Origin of the sequence: Pseudomonas sp. NCIMB 10586 (assembly GCF_023127895.1) — a bacterium.
GTDB lineage: Bacteria > Pseudomonadota > Gammaproteobacteria > Pseudomonadales > Pseudomonadaceae > Aquipseudomonas > Aquipseudomonas synxantha_A.
Map to the genome: position 1 here is coordinate 146,688 of NZ_SPKQ01000007.1, position 19,180 is coordinate 165,867.

18 protein-coding genes are annotated in these 19,180 nt (G+C 61.9%); 9 read left to right on the forward strand and 9 right to left on the reverse strand.

Annotated elements, in window-relative coordinates; translation table 11 throughout:
* Genes E4P01_RS02790 through E4P01_RS02810 form a run of 5 tightly spaced genes read right to left on the reverse strand, consistent with a single transcriptional unit; the run spans position 1 to position 4,747 of the window.
* Entirely contained in the window at positions 1–621 is a 621-nt protein-coding gene (locus E4P01_RS02790) for a lysophospholipid acyltransferase family protein (RefSeq protein ID WP_216090507.1), read from the reverse strand.
* 9 nt (positions 622–630) lie between these two features.
* Positions 631–1,074: a hypothetical protein gene (locus tag E4P01_RS02795; protein ID WP_032878622.1), complete on the reverse strand. Its 444-nt coding sequence runs from the start codon at positions 1,072–1,074 to the stop codon at positions 631–633.
* Entirely contained in the window at positions 1,064–2,362 is a 1,299-nt protein-coding gene (locus tag E4P01_RS02800; RefSeq protein ID WP_078822685.1) for a phosphatase PAP2/dual specificity phosphatase family protein, read from the reverse strand. The genes E4P01_RS02795 and E4P01_RS02800 overlap by 11 nt, the downstream gene beginning before the upstream one ends.
* Positions 2,363–2,364: 2 nt before the next feature.
* Complete coding sequence (locus E4P01_RS02805) at positions 2,365–4,113, reverse strand: bifunctional alpha/beta hydrolase/class I SAM-dependent methyltransferase (protein WP_078822684.1); 1,749 nt, start codon at positions 4,111–4,113, stop codon at positions 2,365–2,367.
* Positions 4,114–4,123: 10 nt separating this feature from the next.
* Entirely contained in the window at positions 4,124–4,747 is a 624-nt protein-coding gene (locus E4P01_RS02810) for a CDP-alcohol phosphatidyltransferase family protein (protein WP_078822683.1), read from the reverse strand.
* Positions 4,748–5,055: 308 nt separating this feature from the next.
* On the opposite strand from E4P01_RS02810, the gene E4P01_RS02815 reads away from it, so the two are divergent.
* The 8 genes from E4P01_RS02815 (at position 5,056) to cfaB (ending at position 14,229) form a co-directional block, all read left to right on the forward strand.
* Entirely contained in the window at positions 5,056–6,981 is a 1,926-nt protein-coding gene (locus tag E4P01_RS02815) for a protease modulator HflK (protein ID WP_078822682.1), read from the forward strand.
* A gap of 9 nt (positions 6,982–6,990) precedes the next feature.
* Complete coding sequence (locus E4P01_RS02820) at positions 6,991–7,986, forward strand: protease modulator HflC (protein ID WP_216092210.1); 996 nt, start codon at positions 6,991–6,993, stop codon at positions 7,984–7,986.
* Positions 7,983–9,017, forward strand: a complete 1,035-nt coding sequence (locus tag E4P01_RS02825; RefSeq protein ID WP_078822681.1) for a protease modulator HflK — start codon at positions 7,983–7,985, stop codon at positions 9,015–9,017. The genes E4P01_RS02820 and E4P01_RS02825 overlap by 4 nt, the downstream gene beginning before the upstream one ends.
* Positions 9,014–10,900: a cation-translocating P-type ATPase gene (locus E4P01_RS02830; protein WP_103734107.1), complete on the forward strand. Its 1,887-nt coding sequence runs from the start codon at positions 9,014–9,016 to the stop codon at positions 10,898–10,900. The genes E4P01_RS02825 and E4P01_RS02830 overlap by 4 nt, the downstream gene beginning before the upstream one ends.
* A gap of 116 nt (positions 10,901–11,016) precedes the next feature.
* Positions 11,017–11,268, forward strand: a complete 252-nt coding sequence (locus E4P01_RS02835; protein WP_078822679.1) for a hypothetical protein — start codon at positions 11,017–11,019, stop codon at positions 11,266–11,268.
* A 65-nt stretch (positions 11,269–11,333) separates the two neighbouring features.
* Positions 11,334–12,179: a DUF692 domain-containing protein gene (locus E4P01_RS02840; RefSeq protein WP_216090506.1), complete on the forward strand. Its 846-nt coding sequence runs from the start codon at positions 11,334–11,336 to the stop codon at positions 12,177–12,179.
* Complete coding sequence (locus tag E4P01_RS02845) at positions 12,170–12,958, forward strand: DNA-binding domain-containing protein (RefSeq protein WP_216090505.1); 789 nt, start codon at positions 12,170–12,172, stop codon at positions 12,956–12,958. Before E4P01_RS02840 ends, E4P01_RS02845 begins: the two co-directional genes overlap by 10 nt.
* 86 nt (positions 12,959–13,044) lie before the next feature.
* Positions 13,045–14,229 carry a C17 cyclopropane fatty acid synthase CfaB gene (gene cfaB, locus E4P01_RS02850; RefSeq protein ID WP_005792585.1) on the forward strand — a complete coding sequence of 395 codons (1,185 nt, stop codon included), beginning with the start codon at positions 13,045–13,047 and terminating at the stop codon, positions 14,227–14,229.
* Positions 14,230–14,305: 76 nt separating this feature from the next.
* Here the strand turns inward: cfaB and cls are convergent, their stop codons facing one another.
* The gene (cls, locus tag E4P01_RS02855) at positions 14,306–15,745 is read right to left on the reverse strand and encodes a cardiolipin synthase (RefSeq protein ID WP_005792584.1); all 1,440 of its coding nucleotides are present in this window, start codon (positions 15,743–15,745) and stop codon (positions 14,306–14,308) included.
* A gap of 130 nt (positions 15,746–15,875) precedes the next feature.
* Here cls and E4P01_RS02860 point away from each other — a divergent pair, with 130 nt between their 5' ends.
* Positions 15,876–16,397, forward strand: a complete 522-nt coding sequence (locus tag E4P01_RS02860; protein ID WP_005792583.1) for a DUF3617 domain-containing protein — start codon at positions 15,876–15,878, stop codon at positions 16,395–16,397.
* Here E4P01_RS02860 and E4P01_RS02865 read toward each other — a convergent pair.
* From E4P01_RS02865 to E4P01_RS02875, 3 genes are read right to left on the reverse strand one after another with little or no spacing between them, the layout of a single operon-like run.
* Positions 16,394–17,731, reverse strand: coding sequence for a dihydroorotase (locus E4P01_RS02865; RefSeq protein WP_078822676.1), 1,338 nt, complete (start codon positions 17,729–17,731; stop codon positions 16,394–16,396). The genes E4P01_RS02860 and E4P01_RS02865 overlap by 4 nt on opposite strands.
* 3 nt (positions 17,732–17,734) lie before the next feature.
* Complete coding sequence (locus tag E4P01_RS02870; RefSeq protein WP_005792581.1) at positions 17,735–18,295, reverse strand: DapH/DapD/GlmU-related protein; 561 nt, start codon at positions 18,293–18,295, stop codon at positions 17,735–17,737.
* Entirely contained in the window at positions 18,292–19,170 is an 879-nt protein-coding gene (locus tag E4P01_RS02875) for a metal ABC transporter substrate-binding protein (protein WP_078822675.1), read from the reverse strand. Before E4P01_RS02875 ends, E4P01_RS02870 begins: the two co-directional genes overlap by 4 nt.
* Positions 19,171–19,180: the final 10 nt, after the last annotated feature.

The window sequence follows — 19,180 nt, forward strand, 5'->3', positions numbered from 1 at the left end:
TCAGGAATGCTCCGGGGCAAGGGCGAGCAGGGCGTCGCGGCTGCGAGCAAGGAAGGCGGCTTTGTCTTCGCCTTCTGCCAATTGCAGAGGGGCACCGAAGCTGGTTGTGCATAACAACGGTAGCGGCAGCACGCGCCCTTTAGGCATGACCCGGTTGAGGTTGGCTATCCACACGGGAACCAGTTCGGCCTGTGGGTAACTCTTTGCCAGGTGATACAAGCCGCTTTTGAACGGCAGCAAACCCTCGTCGAGATTGCGCGTGCCTTCGGGAAAGATGATCAGCGAGTCACCGCGTTCCAAAGCCGCGAGCATGGGCAGTAATGGGTTATCCACAGGGTCCTTGCGCTCGCGGTCGATCAGCACGCCATTGAACACCCGGTTGATGATGTAGCGGCGCAGCGCGCTCTTGTTCCAGTAATCGCTGCCGGCCACCGGGCGTGTGAATTTGCGCAGGTTCTGCGGCAGCGACGCCCACACCAGCACGAAGTCGCCGTGGCTGCTGTGGTTGGCGAAATAGATGCGTTGCACCGGTACTGGCGCGCACCCCAGCCACAGGCTGCGAGCGCCGGTGACGGTGCGGGCCATGGAGGTAATCAGCGTGGCGACCACGGGTTCGAACATGGGAATTCCTTATCCGGCGAAAGGCAGCCAAGGGCTGGCGAGGATGACGCCCAAGGTCAGCAGCGCTTGCGCGCCCAGCAACCAGGCTTGTTTACGCAATAGTTTAAGGGCGCCACGGCGGCGTTCGGTCCACGGCCGACCGGCTCGCTTGGACGATTGCAGGCCGAGGGTTTGCAGGGCCTGGTCAAGGTCTGGAGTGCGGGTAACGTCGCGGGCCAGCATGGCGAACAGGTCGGCGTCGAAGGCCACTCGCAGCGCCCAGTACTTTTGCAGCAGGCCCAGCACGATCATCCACAGGGCCAGCAGCAGGCAGATCGTCGAGATACTGGCCAACAACAATTGGGCGAGGCCGAACAGTATGCCGAGCAACGTCAGGCCTGTGGATAACTGATCCAGGGAACGGCCACGGCGTAGCAGGCTGGCAACTATCTGGAGTTCCATATCAGGGTGCATGGTGCAAACCCTCCAACGCTTTACGGTGTGCGGGGTGCAGGACCACAGTGGCCCGTGCTGTACGAATAATAGCCAGTGCTTCATCGACCGTGGCGGCTCGGCCAGTATTCAGCAGCCAGGCGGCAACAGCAGTGGCGCTACGGGAGTAACCGAGGGCGCAGCACACCAGCAAGGGGCCGCTCGTTCGCAGGCGTTCAATGGCGTGTGCGGCTTCCAGGCATTCGTCGGCTGTTGGGGTGACGAGGTCCAGTACCGGCACGCAGGCATAAGCGCGGCCCAGTGGATTAATCGGCAGTTCGGCGCACAGATCGACAATGGCCCTGAACGAGCCCTGCTCGCTGGCCGTAGGAATGCGCCCCAGCCAGACGTTATCCACAATCAGGTCCGGCTGTGGATGTTTGCGTGTCCACAGCCGCGAATTGACCCACGCACCCGCTAAATAAGGCGCATACAACCAGCGGGCTGCAGGCGTAAGGCGGCCATCCGCACGTTTTTGAAAGCCCGACGCGCCGATCACAAGGTAGTTGGCGGTGATCAAACCCAGGGAAACTGCTGGCCACAGCAGCCACAGCCAGCCGCCGCCCAGTACCAGGGCAAGTGCCACCAGCAATAGCGTGCCCAGCCCATAGCGCACAGCCAGGCGCCAGCGTTGGTTATCTCGCGTCAACCACGCACTCGACAACGGGCTCGGGTGCTCCACCGGCCATAACCACACGCACAGCCACCCCGCGAGGGCGCCTGTGGGTAAGTCGATAAAGTGATGTTGATAAGTAGTCAGCACCGAGATGCCGATCAGCGCAAACCAGCCGTGCACCACCCAGCGCCAGACCCCCTGGGTGTGCCGCTGGTACATGACCCACAGGATCACCAGCAATGCGATATGCAGCGAAGGCGCCTGGTTGAACGGTTTGTCGAAACCGGCCAGCACCGCGAATAGCCAGCCAAACACGCCGTCCAGTTCTGGCCGCTCAAAGGTAAAGCGCAATGGCCAGATCAGGAAGCAACTGACGGCAATCACCTGCGCACTCAGCAGGCGCAGTGCATGTTGTTTCAGCTCATGCCGTGTATTGGGCAGCAGCAGAGAGAAGCCGTAGAGCAGGTCGATGGACCAATAGGGCACGATGGTCCAGGCCCAGAACGGCATATGGCTTTCCCAGCCGAACACCAGCGTGCCGACGTCGCTGCGCTGGCTGGTGACCCAGGTGGCAAAGCCATAGGTGCTGAAAAACAGCGGCGCCAACAGCAGCAGCCAAAGCACCGCAGGTTTCAATAAACCGGGTTCGCGCATGTTCAGATCTTCTGTGCCAGGGACACGGTGAAAATGCCCCACTCATCCACGCGCTGGGTGATCTTGCGAAAGCCCGCGGCTTCAACCAACTGGTCCATTTCCGCCTGGCTGCGCCGACGCATCACCCAGGCCTGGCCCTGGCGGTGGCTGGTGAGCGCGCGGGCAATCAGCTCCAACTGCGGGTGCCACGGCTGCCCGGTGTAGACCAGGTAACCGCCAGGTTCCACAGCTTCGGCCAGGCCCGCCAGTGAACCGCCGACCATGGCGTTATCGGCAAACAACTCATACAACCCGGACACCACGGCCAAGGTCGGCTTGGGGTCCAGGGCAGCCAGGTCGGCGCGGTCGAACGCATCGCCTTTGATGAACTGGGCGATGTCCCCCAAGCCCTTCTCGCGAATCAGCGCGCCACCGTCGCGCACGTTGATGTCGCTGTAGTCGCGCAGCAGGATCGACTCCGGCAACGGCGATACGCCCTGCAAGGCTTCAAGGATGTAACGGCCGTGGCCGGCGGCGATATCGACGATACGGACCTCGCGGTGCTCGTCACGCAGCTTGGTCATGGCCAGGCGCAGCAGTTCCTCGACGTTCAGCTTGCGCTGGCGAATACCGCGCCAGCCAATGGAGTTGAGGTAGTTGGTGTCGATCATCCGCCCCAGCCCGCCCTTGCCGGTAGGCTTATTGCGATACACGTAGTCCAGCGTGCTGCCGGAGTCGAAACCGGTGTCGAAGCCCAGTTTCACGCCGTCCGACAGGTTCTTGCCCAGGCCCATGCTGGCGCGGGTCATGCGCCAGTAGAGGTCGCGCAGGGAATTGCGTGGCAGTGGCGCGGCAAGGGATTCGGATTCGGCGCAGGTGGCGCCAAGTTTGTCGGCGTCCAGTAGAGAGGCGCGGTCCAGCGGGTGTGCGAAGTTCTGCAAGATAAAGCGTTTGGCGCTGCTCACGGCCACGGCTCGGTCACGTTCACCGAGGGTGTCGTGGAAAAACCCAGGGAGGATATGCAGCTCTTTTTTCAGGCTGCCGAGGCGGTCGAAAAATTGCTGCTGGGGTTTACGGTGCACCACAAAATCGGAGCCTGAGATAAGCAACTGGGTAGGCACCTGGATCGCCAGGGCGTCGGCTACAACCCGGTCGGCCGCTTCGTACAGGCCAAGCAGTACATTCACCGAGATGGCCTTGGTGATCAGCGGATCGCTGTCGTAGGACGCCACCCGTTCCGGGTCATGGCTGAGGAACTTGGCCTTGACGTAGCTGTTGACGAAAAAGTTGCCGCGAAACCTGCGCATCAGGGCCAGGCCCGGGCGGGCGAAGGGCACGTACAGCTTGACCTTGAAGGCGGGCGAGGCGAGCACCAGGGCGCGGATCTTCGGCGCGTAATCGTGAACCCAGGTGGCCGCGATCACTGCGCCGACGCTTTGGGCGATCACGGCCAGGTTTTGCTCTTCGATGCCGTAGGTGGCGCCGATATGGTCGCAGAAGGTCTGCACATCACGGGCACTGGTGGCAAAGCTGGGGCTGTCGCCGCGCTCGCCGGGGGATTGGCCGTGGCCGCGGGCGTCCCAGGCGAAGAAATCAAACCCCGGTAAGTCCAGTTCATCCACCAGGTGGGCAATACGTCCGGAGTGCTCATGGCCGCGATGGAACAACAGGATTGCCTTGCGCGGCCCGGCGTCTGCCGTGGCCGGCCAGTGCCGGTAGAAAAGCTCGACGCCATCATGGGTACTGAAGGTGTGCACTTGCTGTTCGCGCATCGCAAAATCCTTATGCAGAAGGGGGAGTTTGTGGCTGTTCTTTGAGGCCTTGGCGCACCCGGTTGACCAAGGTATAGGCGAGCAGGGCGGCGACCAGCCACATCACCGCCTCGACCCAACCGGCGCCGAGCCAGCCCAGCGCCACGCCGGTGGCCAGTACACCCAGTACAAAAGCCCGATCACTCTTGCCCATCGGCCCGTCATAGCGACGCGAGGCGCCCACCATCGGCCCCAACACACCGGCGTACTCGCTGAAGACCGCAAGCAGTGTCACCAGCACCACCGGCACCGGGCTCACGCCGGGGATCAGGGCAAAGGGCAGGATCAGCGCGCTGTCGGCGATCACATCGCACAGTTCATTGAGGTAAGCGCCGAGGCGTGACTGCTGGCCGAATTCTCGAGCGAGCATGCCGTCGATGGCGTTGAGGGCCATGCGCACGATCATCCATAAAGGGATCAGCGCAAACAGCCAGAGGTGTTGGGCGAAGCCTGCGATCAACAACCCCACCAGCAGGGAAATAACGCCGGCCAGCACGGTGATCTGGTTGGCGGTGGTGCCGTTGTCGTAGAGGCGCTGCACAAGCGGGCGCAGCAGGTTTTGAAACCGCGGTTTGAGTTGGTAGATGGAAATCATGGGGTGGCGCTTCCTTGTCCGTGAACCCGCGAAAAGCTGTTTCGGAGTGTGCCGATTAATCGCAGCCGACACCAGTGATGGCTCGTGTTTATAGGGGGTTAGTCACACTCCAGAGAGCACAGCAAAACAAATGTGGGAGGGGGCTTGCCCCCGATTGCGGTGTATCAGTAACTAATCAGTCGACTGACACACTGCTATCGGGGGCAAGCCCCCTCCCACAAGGGATTCAGAGTGGATGCAAAAGCGAACAAAAATTTCACGCTTCGTGTTATATCGTAACGAATTGTGTGCAAGTGGGCATTGAGCGGATGCAGGTGGATTTAGAAGCTGACGGCGCTTCGGTAGAAGGCCTGGCGCGTTTTCAGCAAGGGCTGTTCCATGCCCGTCGGTTACGCCAAGCGGGTATCAGCCTGACGACCCTGGCGATCAGCGGATGGGTGTTGGCGCTGTTCGTGGCGTTGTTTGCGCCACTGTCGATCTGGCCGGTGGTGTTGATCAACTGCGCTTCGGCCCTGCTGCTGTTGGTGGCCGGGTTGCAGTCGGCCTGGTGGGTGGCTGATTGGCGTGCCCAGGCGATGGAGGTGCCGAGCGCTGAGTTGATTGAGCAACCCATTGAGCCCACTGCCTGGCACAAGGGGCTGATCAACCGTTTCGGCAACGGCCTGCTGGCACAGGTTGGCGCACCGGTGCTGTGGTTGGCGGGCTGGTCGTTGCTGGCGTTGGTCAGCGTTATCCAGTTCTGGAACCTGGCCTTGCCTGCTGCGGCCATCGGTCAGTCCGCCAGCATCGGTGCGGCGCTGGCATTGGGGCTGGCTTTTGGCTTGCTGGTGTTCGAGCGTCGCCTGGCCCAGGAAACCGCCGCCCAGTGGCCGGAAGCTTCACAGCTGGCGCAGTTGAGTCGGGTGGCGATTATCTGCCTGGTGCTGAGTGCCATCTGCCTGTTGTTTGCCAATGCCGAGTCGGTGTGGCCGCTGCGTCTGGCGACACTCGTCGGCCTGTTGCCGGCGCTGGTGGCGCTGGAGTTCCTGCTGCGGGGCGTGCTGTCGCTGTTCAGCCCGCGCCAGCCGCGCCTTGAGCCGCGCTTGATGGCGCAGAGTTTTATCGCCGGCCTGCTGCGTTGGCCGCCACAACCGTTGCTGGCGTTGCAGCATGAATTGCACAACCGTTTTGGCATCGACCTGCGCCAGATCTGGGCCTTCACCTACATGCGCCGGGCTTTCCTGCCGGTGTTGCTGGTGGTGCTGACGGTAGGTTGGGCGCTGACCGGCGTGCATGAAGTCCCCCTGCAAGGGCGTGGGATTTATGAGCGCTTCGGCAAACCGGTCGAGGTGTTCGGCCCCGGCCTGCATACGGGTTTGCCGTGGCCGCTGGGTCGCGTACTCAACGTGGAGAACGGCGTGGTGCATGAGTTGGCGACCAGCGTCAGCGAAGCCGCCACACCGGAGCTGGCCGCTGCCGAAGGCCCGGCGCCGTTGATTGCCAACCGCCTGTGGGACGCCAGCCATGTGAATGACAAATCCCAGGTCATCGCCAGCAGCAGCGGCGATAAGCAGGGCTTCCAGATCGTCAACATGGACGTGCGATTTGTCTACCGCATCGGCCTCACCGACCAGGCTGCGCTTGCCGCCACTTACAACAGCGCGGACATACCCACCCTGATCCGCAGCACCGCCAGCCGCATCCTGGTGCATGACTTTGCCTCGCGCACTCTCGACGAATTGCTCGGTGAACAACGCACCAGCCTCGCCGACGAGATTGGCCGCACGGTGCAAGCAGACCTGCACACCCTCGACAGCGGGGTGGAAATCCTCGCCACGGTGGTTGAAGCGATCCACCCACCGGCTGGCGCCGCCAATGCTTACCACGGTGTGCAAGCCGCCCAGATCGGCGCCCAGGCACTGATCGCCCGTGAACGTGGCGCGGCCAGCGAGCAGACCAACCAGGCGCTGCTGCAAGCCAGCACCGTCCGTGATCAGGCCCAGGCCGGCGCCCGCGAAGTGAATGCCGGCGCCCAAGCGGCGAACCTGCGCTTTGCCGCCGAACAAAAAGCCTATGCCGCTGCGGGCCAGGCTTTCGTGCTGGAACAGTACCTGAGCCAACTGAGCCTGGGCCTGGCCCACGCCAAGCTGCTTATTCTGGATCATCGTTTGGGCGCCGACAGCGCGCCGACGATTGATCTGCGTTCTTTTACTTTGCCCGCCGATCCACTGGCGCCGCGCAAAGCCGTTCAATAAGGAGTCTGTCTGTTGAGCGCTCATTCTCACGATCACGGTCATCACCATCATCACGGCCACCACCATCACCACCATGGTGATGAAAAAGCGGCCGGGCCTTTCCCTTGGCGGCGCATGGCCTGGGCGGCGTTACTGGTGCTGTTTGCCGTGGCAGCGGCGAGCCTGGTGCAGGTGCGCTCCGGCGAGGCCACGGTGATTACCCGCTTCGGCAACCCCGCGCGAGTGCTGTTGGAGCCGGGCCTGGGCTGGCGCTGGCCGGCGCCATTCGAAGCGGCGATCCCGGTGGACCTGCGCCTGCGCACCACGTCCAGCGGCTTGCAGGATGTGGGCACCCGCGATGGCCTGCGGATTATCGTGCAGGCCTATGTGGCGTGGCAGGTGCAGGGCGATGCCGACAATGTGCAGCGCTTCATGCGCGCAGTGCAGAACCAGCCGGACGAAGCGGCGCGGCAGATCCGCACCTTCGTCGGCTCGGCGCTGGAAACCACGGCGGCCAGCTTTGACCTGTCCAGCTTGATCAACACCGACGCCAGCCAAGTGCGCATCGCCGATTTTGAAGCGCAGTTGCGCCAGCAGATTGATCAACAATTGCTCGCCACCTACGGCGTGCGCGTGGCGCAGGTCGGCATCGAGCGCCTGACATTGCCTTCGGTGACACTCACCGCCACGGTTGATCGTATGCGCGCCGAGCGGGAAACCATCGCCACTGAACGCACCGCCGTGGGCAAGCGCGAAGCGGCGCAAATCCGCTCCGCCGCCGAGCGTGATGCGCGCATTGTGCAGGCCGATGCGACGGTGAAAGCCGCCGATATCGAAGCGCAATCGCGGGTAGAAGCCGCGCAGATTTATGGCCGTGCCTACGCGGGTAATCCGCAGCTGTACAACCTGCTGCGCTCGCTGGATACCTTGGGCACGGTGGTCACGCCGGGTACCAAAATCATCCTGCGCACCGACGCCGCGCCGTTCCGCGCCCTGGTGGATGGGCCGAAGGACATCCAGCCATGAGCGAACGCGGCAGTCCCGACAGCCCTTGGATTCAGGCCGGGCGCCTGACCTTCCTGGCGCTGTACGCGGTCACTGTGTTGGCGGCGTTGGCCTGGGCCTTTTCCAATGTGCGCCAGATCGACCCGCAGAATCGCGCGGTGGTCCTGCACTTCGGCGCCCTTGATCGCATTCAGAACGCAGGGCTGTTGCTGGCCTGGCCGCAGCCGTTCGAGCAGGTGGTGTTGTTGCCGGCGGCGGACCGGGTGATCGAGCGCCGAGTGGAGAACCTGCTACGTTCCGACGCGGCGCTGCAGGCTGATCGCGTGGCCAGTTTCGCTACGCCGTTGAGCGATGCCCTGGCCGGTTCCGGCTACCTGCTGACCGGCGATGCCGGGGTGGTGCAGTTGGATGTGCGGGTGTTCTACAAGGTGACCGAGCCCTATGCCTTCGTGTTGCAGGGCGACCACGTGTTGCCCGCGCTGGATCGGTTGGTGACGCGCAGTGCAGTAGCCCTGACGGCAGCGCGGGATCTGGACACCATCCTGGTAGCACGCCCGGAACTGATCGGCAGCGACAACGGCGCCGCCGAACGCCGCGAGCGCCTGCGCGGCGATCTGGTGCAAGGCATCAATAAACGCCTGGCCGATTTGGCCGCCAGCGGTTTGGGCCTGGGCATCGAAGTCACCCGCGTCGATGTGCAATCGAGCCTGCCGGGCCCGGCGGTGAATGCCTTCAACGCAGTGCTGACTGCCAGCCAGCAAGCGGATAAAGCGGTGGCCAACGCCCGCACCGAAGCGGAAAAACTCACCCAGACCGCGAATCAGGAGGCTGACCGCCAGGTGCAAGTCGCCCACGCCCAGGCCAGCGAACGCTTGGCCAATGCCCAGGCGCAAACCGCTACCGTCGCCAGCCTCGCCCAGGTCAAAGACCCCGGCTTGCTGTTGCGTCTATACCGCGAACGCCTGCCGAAGATTCTCGGCCAGGCGGGTTCCGTGACCACCGTCGATCCCAAAGACGACTCCCGCTTGATCATCCAGGGAGCCGAACAATGAGCGCACCCATGCTGACCTCGGCCGAACAGCGCAGCGCTGCCCGGCAATTGACCCTGGCCATGCTCGCCCTTGGGTTGCTCGTGCTGGGCCTGGTGTGGCGCTGGCTGGCGCCGGACCAGAACGGTGTGAGCCAATTGCTGCTGGGGGTGGCATCGCTGTTGGTGGCGGTGCCGGTAATGCGTTCGGCCTGGTACAGCCTGCGCTTTCCCAGCTTGCACGGCATCACTGACCAACTGATTGCCCTGGCCATGCTTGGCGCCTGGGCCACCGGCGATCTGCTCACCGCCGCGTTGTTGCCGATCATCATGATCTTCGGCCATGTGCTGGAAGAGCGCAGCGTGATCGGCTCCCAGGAGGCGATCCATGCCCTGGGCAAACTCACCCGCAGCCACGCCCGTTTGGTACAGGCTGACGGAACCATCACCGAAGTGGATAACGCCACGCTGAACCCCGGTGATATCGTCGAAGTGCGCGCCGGCGACCGCGTGCCGGCCGATGGCGTGGTGCTGTCCGGCCAGGCGAGCCTGGACACGGCACCAATCACCGGTGAGTCGGTGCCGTTGGAAGCCAGCGCGGGTGTGCAGGTGTTTGGTGGCGCGATCAACCTTGATGGTCTGCTGCGCCTTGAAGTGACGCGCACTGGCAACGAATCGACCCTGGGCAAAGTCATCGCACTGATGCAGAACGCCGAGCGCTCCAAGCCGCCGATCACGCGGCTGCTGGAGCGTTATGCCGGTAGCTATATGGTGTTGGTGCTGTTGCTGGCGGCGGTCACCTGGTTCGTCACCAACGATGCGCAGGCGATGCTGGCGGTGCTGGTGGCGGCGTGCCCGTGTGCCTTGGTGCTGTCGGCGCCGGCCACGGCGATTGCCGGGATCGCCGTGGCGGCGCGTCATGGGATTCTGATTCGCAGCTCGGCGTTTCTCGAAGAATTGGCTGACCTGACCTCGTTGGTGGTCGACAAGACCGGCACCCTGACCTTTGGCACCCTGCGTTTGCAGTCCATCGAGACCACCGCACCGGATCGCCAGGAGCTGCTGAACCTGGCGGCCAGCCTCGGCTCGGCGAGCAGTCACCCGGTCAGCCGAGCGTTGGCGGGGTTGGCGACTCAGGAGCAGTTACTGGCGCTCACCGACATTCGCGAGCGTCAGGGCCTGGGCGTGGTCGCACAGACCGAACAGGGCGAAGCGGCGCTGGGGCGGCCGGAGTTGTTCGAACAATTGGGCATCGTCACCAGCGGCGTTCCCAACCATGACGGCCCTATTGCCGGGTTGGCGTTGAACGGTGATTTCCTGGCCTGGCTGTTGCTGGCCGACAGCGTCAAGCCGGAGGCGCGCCAGGCCCTGCAAGAGTTGCGTGACTTGGGCCTGGGCCGCCAGTTGCTGCTGACCGGCGACCGCCAAAGCGTGGCCGACAGCCTGGCGCTGGAGGTGGGCATCAGTGATGTCGAAGCCCAAGCCTTGCCGGAAGACAAGCTCAACCGCGTGCTGGGTGAAATCAGCAGCGGCTTCCGGCCGATGGTGGTGGGCGATGGCATCAATGATTCGTTGGCGCTCAAGGCCGGTGTGGTTGGTGTGGCGATGGGGGCGGGCGGTGCCGATATCGCACTCGCATCGGCGGACGTGGTGTTGATCGGCAGCGACTTGCGCCGCCTGGGTACCTGCGTGCGCTTGAGCCGCCAGTGCCGGCAGACGTTGCAGGTGAACGTGATCATCGGCCTGGGCTGGACGTTGGCCATTGTGGTGTTCGCGGCCTTTGGCTGGCTGGGCGCGGCGGGTGCCATGATTGCGGCGGTGCTGCATAACCTCAGTACCTTGCTGGTGCTGGGTAACGCTGGGCGGTTATTACGCTTCCAGGAGCCGCTGTTGAAGCTTGATGAATAATTTCAGAAATATTTGCACACGGCTGTAACGCCAATGGGGGCCCTCACTCTAGTGGTGTGTCGAGACTGAACAATCCGTTCGGACCGACTTCACCACTGATCATGAGGAATACAACAATGAGCATTAAATCCGCTGCTGCTGGCGCCGCCCTCGCGATGGCTGCCGCCACTATGTTTGCCGGTGTGGCCACCCAGGCACACGCAGCCGATGCCACTGTGCATTGCTATGGCGTCAACGCTTGTAAAGGGCAGAACGACTGCAAGACCAAAGATCACGCGTGCAAAGGTCAAGGTTCCTGCAAAGGCCAGGGCTTCCTGTCCATGAGCAAGGCGATGTGCGACGAGAAGGGCGGTACCGTCGGCGAGTAACGGCAACCGAGTGCAACCGCAGCGACCGCCCCCCGTCGCTGCGGACACTTTTCCTGGAGCGTCTTATGCCCACTTCTTTTTCGAGCCTCGGTTACGGCCTGGGGCTGCGCAGTGAGTACTACCAGCAGATCCTCGAACAGTCGCCGGCCGTGGATTGGTTCGAAGTGATCTCCGAGAATTATCTGGTGCAGGGCGGCAAAGCCTTGTACTACCTGGATGCGATAGCCGAGCGTTACCCCGTGGTAATGCACGGGGTGTCCTTGTCCATCGGTGGGCCCCATGCCCTCGATACCGATTACCTTGCGCAAATCAAACAGCTCTCCGAGCGCATCCAGCCGGCCTGGATTTCCGATCACCTGTGCTGGAGCCGCGGCAGCGCGCATCAGCTGCATGACCTGCTGCCGCTGCCCTACACCGAAGAAAGCCTCTATCACGTGGCCGGTCGTGTGCGTCAGGTGCAGGACGTGTTGCAGCGCCCGCTGGTGCTGGAAAACGTCTCCAGCTATGTGCGCTCCAAGGCTGATGAGTTCACCGAGTGGGAGTTCCTCAACGCTTTGGCCCACCTGAGCGGGTGTCAGTTGTTGCTGGACGTGAACAATGTGTATGTGAGTGCGCGTAACCATGGCTTTGATGCCTGGACGTTTATCCGCAACCTGCCGCCCGAGAGTATCCGCCAACTGCACCTGGCCGGGCATATGGACTACGGCGACTATGTGGTCGACACCCACGACCATCCTGTGTGCGACCCGGTGTGGGCGCTTTACCAGCAGACCCTGGAGCATTTGGGGCCGGTGTCGACGCTGTTGGAGCGCGATGATCATTTCCCGCCGTTCGAAGAATTGCTCACTGAGTTGAGCAAGGCCCGCGAGCTGGCAGCCAGTGCCCTGGCCAGGAAATCGCTATGCGCCTGATCGACTGGCAATTGGCTTTTGAAGAGCACCTGTTATCTGAACCTTGCGCGGCCAACAGCAGCTTTGCCGCTACCTTGCTGGGGGGGCCGACCCTGGATGTGGACACCGGCCTGGCGATTTACCACAACGCCTATCTGTCGCGATTGAAGGAAGTGCTGTGCCATGACTTCAGCGCTATCCGATATTGGCTGGGTGATGATGAATTTGCCGCGCTGAGCGAAGCCTACGTTCGTCGTTACCCCTCGGCCCACTACAGCCTGCGTTGGCTCGGTGAGCGCTTTTCGATGTTTATCCTTGAGCACTTGGTCGCAGAACACAGTGCGCCGCTGGCTGAATTGGCGCGTCTGGAGTGGGCGTTTACCCTGGCGTTCGATGCACCCCAGGGGACGCCGCTGACCGTGAATGACATGGCGCAATTGGCACCCGGGGACTGGCCGACGCTGCAGGTAAGCCTGGCGCCTTCAGTGCAGCATTTGCTGTGCCGTTTCAACACGGTGGCGATCTGGCGAGCCAGCAAGGATGCATCGGGTTTTCCCGGCAGCCAGGCGCTGGACCCGATGCAAATCTGCCTGGTATGGCGTCATCAGAATGTGTGTCACTACCGCAGCCTGGAGCCTGACGAAGCCTGTGCACTGGCAGGGATGGTGACTACCGGCTGGAATTTTTCAGAACTGTGCGCAGAGTTGGCAGTCACTTATTCAGAGGGTGCGTCGCTGCAAGCGGCCACATGGCTGAAACAGTGGATCCAGGACGGTTTGCTCGAACTCCGAGCCCCATAGAGACGTGCTATTAAATCGATAGCCTCCTACTTTGTCTTCGGATGGTCTACCCTCAGTCCAGACGTCTGAAACAAGGGGGATTACTCATGCTCGCGCAACTTCCACCGGCCTTACAGAATCTTCAGCTACCGTTGCGTCTGCGACTCTGGGACGGCCATGAATTCAACTTGGGTCCTGAGCCCAGTGTGACGATTGTGGTCAAGGACCCCACGATGGTGTCCAAGCTGACCCACCCAACGCTCGATTCACTGGGCGAAGCCTTCGTCGAAGGCAAACTGGAGCTGGAAGGCTCCATCACCGAGGTGATCAGGGTATGTGACGAGTTGAGCCACGCCTTGATCGATGACGACGAAGGCAGCCGTCCGGTGCGTTCGATCCACGACAAGGCCACCGACGCGGCAGCCATTTCCTACCATTACGACCTGTCCAACGAGTTCTACCAACTATGGCTGGATCAGGACATGGCGTATTCCTGCGGTTATTTCGAAACCGGCAGCGAATCCATCGACCAGGCCCAGCAAGACAAATTCCGTCACCTGTGCCGCAAACTGCGGCTGCAGCCGGGCGAGTACCTGCTCGACGTGGGGTGTGGTTGGGGCGGGCTGGCGCGGTTTGCGGCGCGGGAATTCGGGGTCAAGGTGTTTGGTATCACCTTGAGCAAGGAACAGCTGGCGCTGGCCAGGGAACGGGTGAAAGCCGAGGGGCTGGAGGATCAGGTCGATCTGCAATTGCTCGACTACCGCGACCTGCCCCAGGATGGCCGCTTCGACAAAGTGGTGAGCGTGGGTATGTTCGAACACGTCGGCCACGCCAACCTGGCGCAGTACTGTCAGACGCTGTTCGGTGCCGTGCGTGAAGGCGGCCTGGTGATGAACCATGGCATTACCGCCAAACACACCGATGGTCGCCCAGTGGGCCGAGGCGCTGGGGAGTTTATCGAGCGCTACGTATTTCCCAACGGCGAACTGCCTCACCTGGCGATGATGACTGCCGAGATCAGCGAGGTCGGGTTGGAAGTGGTGGATGTCGAAAGTTTGCGCTTGCACTACGCCCGCACGTTGGACCATTGGAGCGAGCGCCTGGAAGACAATCTGGAAGCGGCGGCGAAGATGGTGCCGGAGCAGGCGCTGCGCATCTGGCGGCTGTACCTGGCCGGTTGCGCTTATGCGTTTGCCCGGGGCTGGATCAACTTGCACCAGATATTGGCAGTCAAACCCCATGCCGATGGTGGTCATGAACTGCCGTGGACGCGGGAAGATCTCTACCGCTGACCCGATTTTCCAGAACACTGAAGATCCAAATGTGGGAGGGGACTTGCCCCCTCCCACATTTTCCCTGCGTTGTCTGTTAGAGAATCGGTGAGATCAAGCGCGCCACCCGCATCCCCAACTGTTGCAGGCGTCGCGTCTCGCGGCTTTCTTCCTGACTGACTTCATGGGACAGGGCAAAATCGTCCAGCAGCATGTGTTCAACCTGGCTGGCGAAAGCCTCATCCACTGTCAGCAACATCACTTCGAAATTCAGTCGGAACGAACGGTTGTCCATGTTGGCGCTGCCAATGGCGCTGATTTCGCTGTCTACCAACACCACCTTCTGATGCAGAAACCCGGGCTTGTAGCGGAACACCCGCACACCTGCGCGCACGGCTTCGATGGCGTAAAGGCTGGAGGCGGCATATACGATACGGTGGTCGGGCCGCGATGGCAGCAACAGGCGCACGTCCACCCCGCGCAATACCGCCAGGCGCAGTGCGGCGAATACGGCTTCGTCGGGGACGAAGTACGGGCTGGTAATCCATACCCGCTCGGTCGCGGCGTGGATGGCCTCGACGAAAAACAGCGAGCAGGTTTCATAGGGGTCTGCCGGGCCACTGGCGAGCAGTTGGCAGAGCACGCCGTCTTCGGGGTAGGCATCCGGCAGGATCAGCGGCGGCAGTTGCCGCGCCGCCCAGAACCAGTCTTCGGCAAACGACTCCTGAAGGCAGGCCACCACTGGGCCGGTGACCTGTACATGGGTATCGCGCCATGGCGCCAGCGGCGGCTTTTTGCCCAAGTACTCATCGCCCACATTGTGCCCGCCGACAAAGCCGGTGATACCGTCCACCACCACGATCTTGCGATGGTTACGGAAGTTGACCTGGAAACGATTGAGCCAGCCGCTGCGGGTGGCGAACGCCTTGACCTGCACCCCGGCGTCGCGCAGCGATTGTACGTAGCGATGGGGCAGGGCGTGGCTGCCGATGCGGTCGTACAGCACGTAAATGTCGACGCCCTGGGCGGCCTTTTCCTTCAATAGCACCTGCAATTGGCGGCCAAGCTCATCGTCATGGATGATGAAAAACTGGAACAGCACGGCGGTTCTGGCGTTGCGAATCGCCTCGAAAATCGCGCCAAAAGTAGCCTCGCCATTGATCAACAGGCGCACTTCATTATTGGCCAGGCACGGCATGCGCCCGAGCTTGGGCATGGCTCGCAGAGAGGCATAGGCACTGGAGTTGCGCGCCGCGAGCGCTTCCTCTACCCACGGGCGCCAATTCAGTTCGGCGATCGCCGTGTGCATTTCCTGGTTGGCCTGGCGACGGGCCTGGATGTACGCGTCGAAGGTGCTGCGGCCGAAGATCAGGTAAGGGATCAGCGTCAGGTAAGGCATGAACATCAGCGACAAGGCCCAGGCGATCGAGCCTTGGGCGGTGCGGACAGTCAGTACCGCGTGAATTGCGGCGAGGCTCCCGAGAACGTGCAGCGTGGCAATGAAGTAGGCGAGCAGGTGCGGGCCGAAGAAATCCATGAACGACGTAACTCCAGGCAGTCCAGTGCGTAACAGACCATGAACCGCTGCGAATGTCGCTATTTTATTTGCCGTGCAACACTGGCCGCTTTACGACGTCTAACGCCGACAATTACCCAGGAGTTACCCGATGAATGCTCGTCTGCTTGGTTTGGCCATGGTTGTTGGTTTGTCGCTGCCGGTGGCGGCGCAGGCGCAGATGCTGGCGCCGGGCTTGTGGGAATTGACCACCAGTAATATGAAAGTCGATAACCAGGACCTGCCGGACCTGTCGCTGATCCTCGGTCAGCTCAAGCAACAAATGACTCCTGAACAGCGCGCCATGCTCGAAAAGCAAGGCATCAACATGGCCGGTAAGGGTGTGCAGGTGTGCCTGACCCCAGCCCAGGTTGCCACCGATTCCATCCCGCTGACCGACCCGCAATCGGGCTGCAAGCAGGAAGTGACTGACAAGACCGGCAACCAATGGAAGTTCCGTTTCAGTTGCCCCAAAGCCCAGGGCACGGGTGTAGCGACCTTCCAAAGCCAGAAGGAATTCACCACCACCGTCAACGGTACGTTCAATGCCACCGGCATCCAGCAGAAGGGCAGCCTGGACAGCCACGCTCAGTGGCTGGGCAACGATTGCGGTACGGTCAAACCCCGCGCTTAACGCAGAAAATGCAGGGGCAAGCCCTGGCAACTGTCGACCACCTGGCCGTTGTGCCAGGCCAGGTGGCCGGACACCAGCGTGGTGCTCACGCTGTGACGAAAGCTGCGCTCTGCAAAGGGTGTCCAGCCGCAACGGGCGAGAATCGGTTGGCTGCTGACCGGTTTGCCCTGAGGCTCAGGTTTGATCAACACCAGATCGGCCCAATAGCCTTCACGCAGGTAACCGCGATCAGGAATGGCAAACAGGTCGGCCACCCGATGACTGGTTTTCGCCACCAGTGTGGTCAGAGGCAAATGCCCGTCGGCCACCAACTCCAATAGTGCCGGCAGGGCGTGCTGCACCAGGGGTAAACCCGAGGGTGCTTCACGATAGCCCAATTGTTTTTGCGCCCAGGTATGCGGCGCATGGTCAGTGCCAATCACATCCAGGCGATCACTTAATAACGCCAGGCGCAGCGCGTCGCGGTCGGCGCGTGTCTTGATGGCCGGGTTGCATTTGATCTGGTGGCCGAGGCGGTGATAGTCGCGGTCGTCGAACAGCAGATGATGCAGGCAGACCTCGGCGGTGATGTGTTTTTCGGCCAGGGGCTTGTCTTCGAACAGCGCGAGTTCACGGGCGCTGGTCAGGTGCAGCACGTGCAGTCGCGTGCCATGGCGCTGGGCCAGTTCCACGGCATACGATGACGAGCGATAACACGCTTCGGCGTCGCGGATCAGTGGATGAGCGACAGCGGGAATGCGCTCGCCAAAGCGCTCGCGCAAGCGTTGCTCGTTGGCCAGGATGCTCGGAGTGTGTTCGCAGTGCGCGAGCAGAATGGTCGGCACGTCGGCAAACAAACGTTCCAGAATACGTGGGTCGTCCACCAGCATGTTGCCGGTGGAGGCGCCCATGAACACTTTGACTCCAGCCACTTCACAGGGGTCGAGGCCGGCGACGATATCCAGATTGTCGTTGCTTACGCCAAAGTGAAAGCCGTAGTTGGCCACTGAGTGCAACGCAGCACGGTGCTTCTTATCGGCCAAGGCTTGCAGGTTCAAAGTGGCTGGCTGGGTGTTGGGCATGTCCATGAAGCTGGTGATACCGCCGGCCACCGCGGCACGGGATTCGCTGTAGAAACTGCCTTTGTCTGGCGCGCCGGGTTCGCGAAAATGCACCTGGTCATCGATCATTCCCGGCAGCAACCACTGGCCTTTGGCGTCGATTTCCACCGGTTCGTCAGCGCCTTCAATGCTGGCGGCAATCTTCTCGATACGGCCATTGGCGACCAGCACGTCGGCGTCGAATACCTGGCCCTCGTTGACCAGGCGGGCGTTGCGTATCAGCAGGCGACTCATGGTTCAGAACTCGTTTTGCAAGGCTTTGTAGCCGCGCACCAGGTCGACGTTGGTGCGTGCCACGTCTTCGGAAAACTCCGAGGCACTGACACTCACCGGCGGGAATTGCGACAGGTCGGTGTTAGGCCCGATGCGGGTGGTGGAGGGCACGTAGAAGGCCGCGGGCAGGTCGCGGCCATCGACCACCGAGTTGTGGCGCACCACGCAGCCATCGCCGACGGCGCAATTGAACAGCACGCTGTTGAAGCCGATGAACACGCGGTCGCCAACTGTGCAGGGGCCATGGACGATGGAACGGTGGGCGATAGAGGTGAACTCGCCAATGGTCACCGCCGCGCCGGACTTGGAGTGGATCACCACGCCGTCCTGGATGTTGGAGTTCGCGCCGATCGTGATCGGGTCCATGGCGCCGCTGGCATCGACTTCGTCGGCGCGGATCACGGCGTAGGGGCCGACGAAGACGTTCTCGCCGATGATGACCTTGCCGCAGATGATCGCGGTCTTGTCGACGTAGGCTGACTCGGCAATGACCGGCAGGTCACCTGAAGGGTTTTTTCGGATCATGGTTTGCTCAACGCCGCGCACAGGGTGTTCAGGTTGTATTCGAACAGCCCGATAAAGGTGCTGGCCGGGCCTTGAGCGGCGAGGGCGTCGGAGTACAGCGTGCCGCCTATCTGCGCGCCGCTTTCATCGGCAATCTGCTTGAGCAGGCGCGAGTCCTTGATGTTTTCGATAAACACGGCTTTGACCTTGTCTTTACGGATCTGGGTGATTAGCGCGGCGACTTCGGCGGCCGACGGGTCACGCTCGGTAGACAAGCCCTGGGGCGCGAGGAATTGGATGCCATACGCCTGGCCCAAATAGCCGAAGGCGTCATGGGAGGTGACGATGCGGCGGTTGCCCGACGGCAGTGCAGCGAACTTGGCCTTGGCCTCGGTCAGCAGGCTGTGAATTTGCTTCAGGTAAGCCTGGCTGTTGCGCAGGTAGTCGCTTTTATTGGCAGGGTCGGCGGTCACCAATGCCTTGGTGATGTTGCTCACATAAATTTCGGCGTTGGCCAGGTTGTGCCAGGCGTGTGGGTCGGGAATGGTCTCGCCGTCTTCCTCCATGGTGTGCGAGATCACGCCTTTGCTGGCGGTGACGACCGTAGCGGTGGTTTCAGTGCTGGTGACCAGGCGATCCAGCCACGGCTCGAAACCTAGACCGTTCTTGATGATGACCTTGGCCTTGAGCAGCGCTTTGGCGTCATCCGGTGTGGGTTCATAGGTATGAGCATCGGCGTCCGGGCCGACCATGTTGCTGATCTGAATATGGTCGCCACCGATCTGGTGGGTGATGTCATCGAGAATACTGAAGCTGGTGACTACCTGGAGTTTGTCTGCGGCGTGAGCCATCGACAGCGGCAGCAACAGACTGAACAACACAAGAAGAGCGCGCATCGGGAAACAC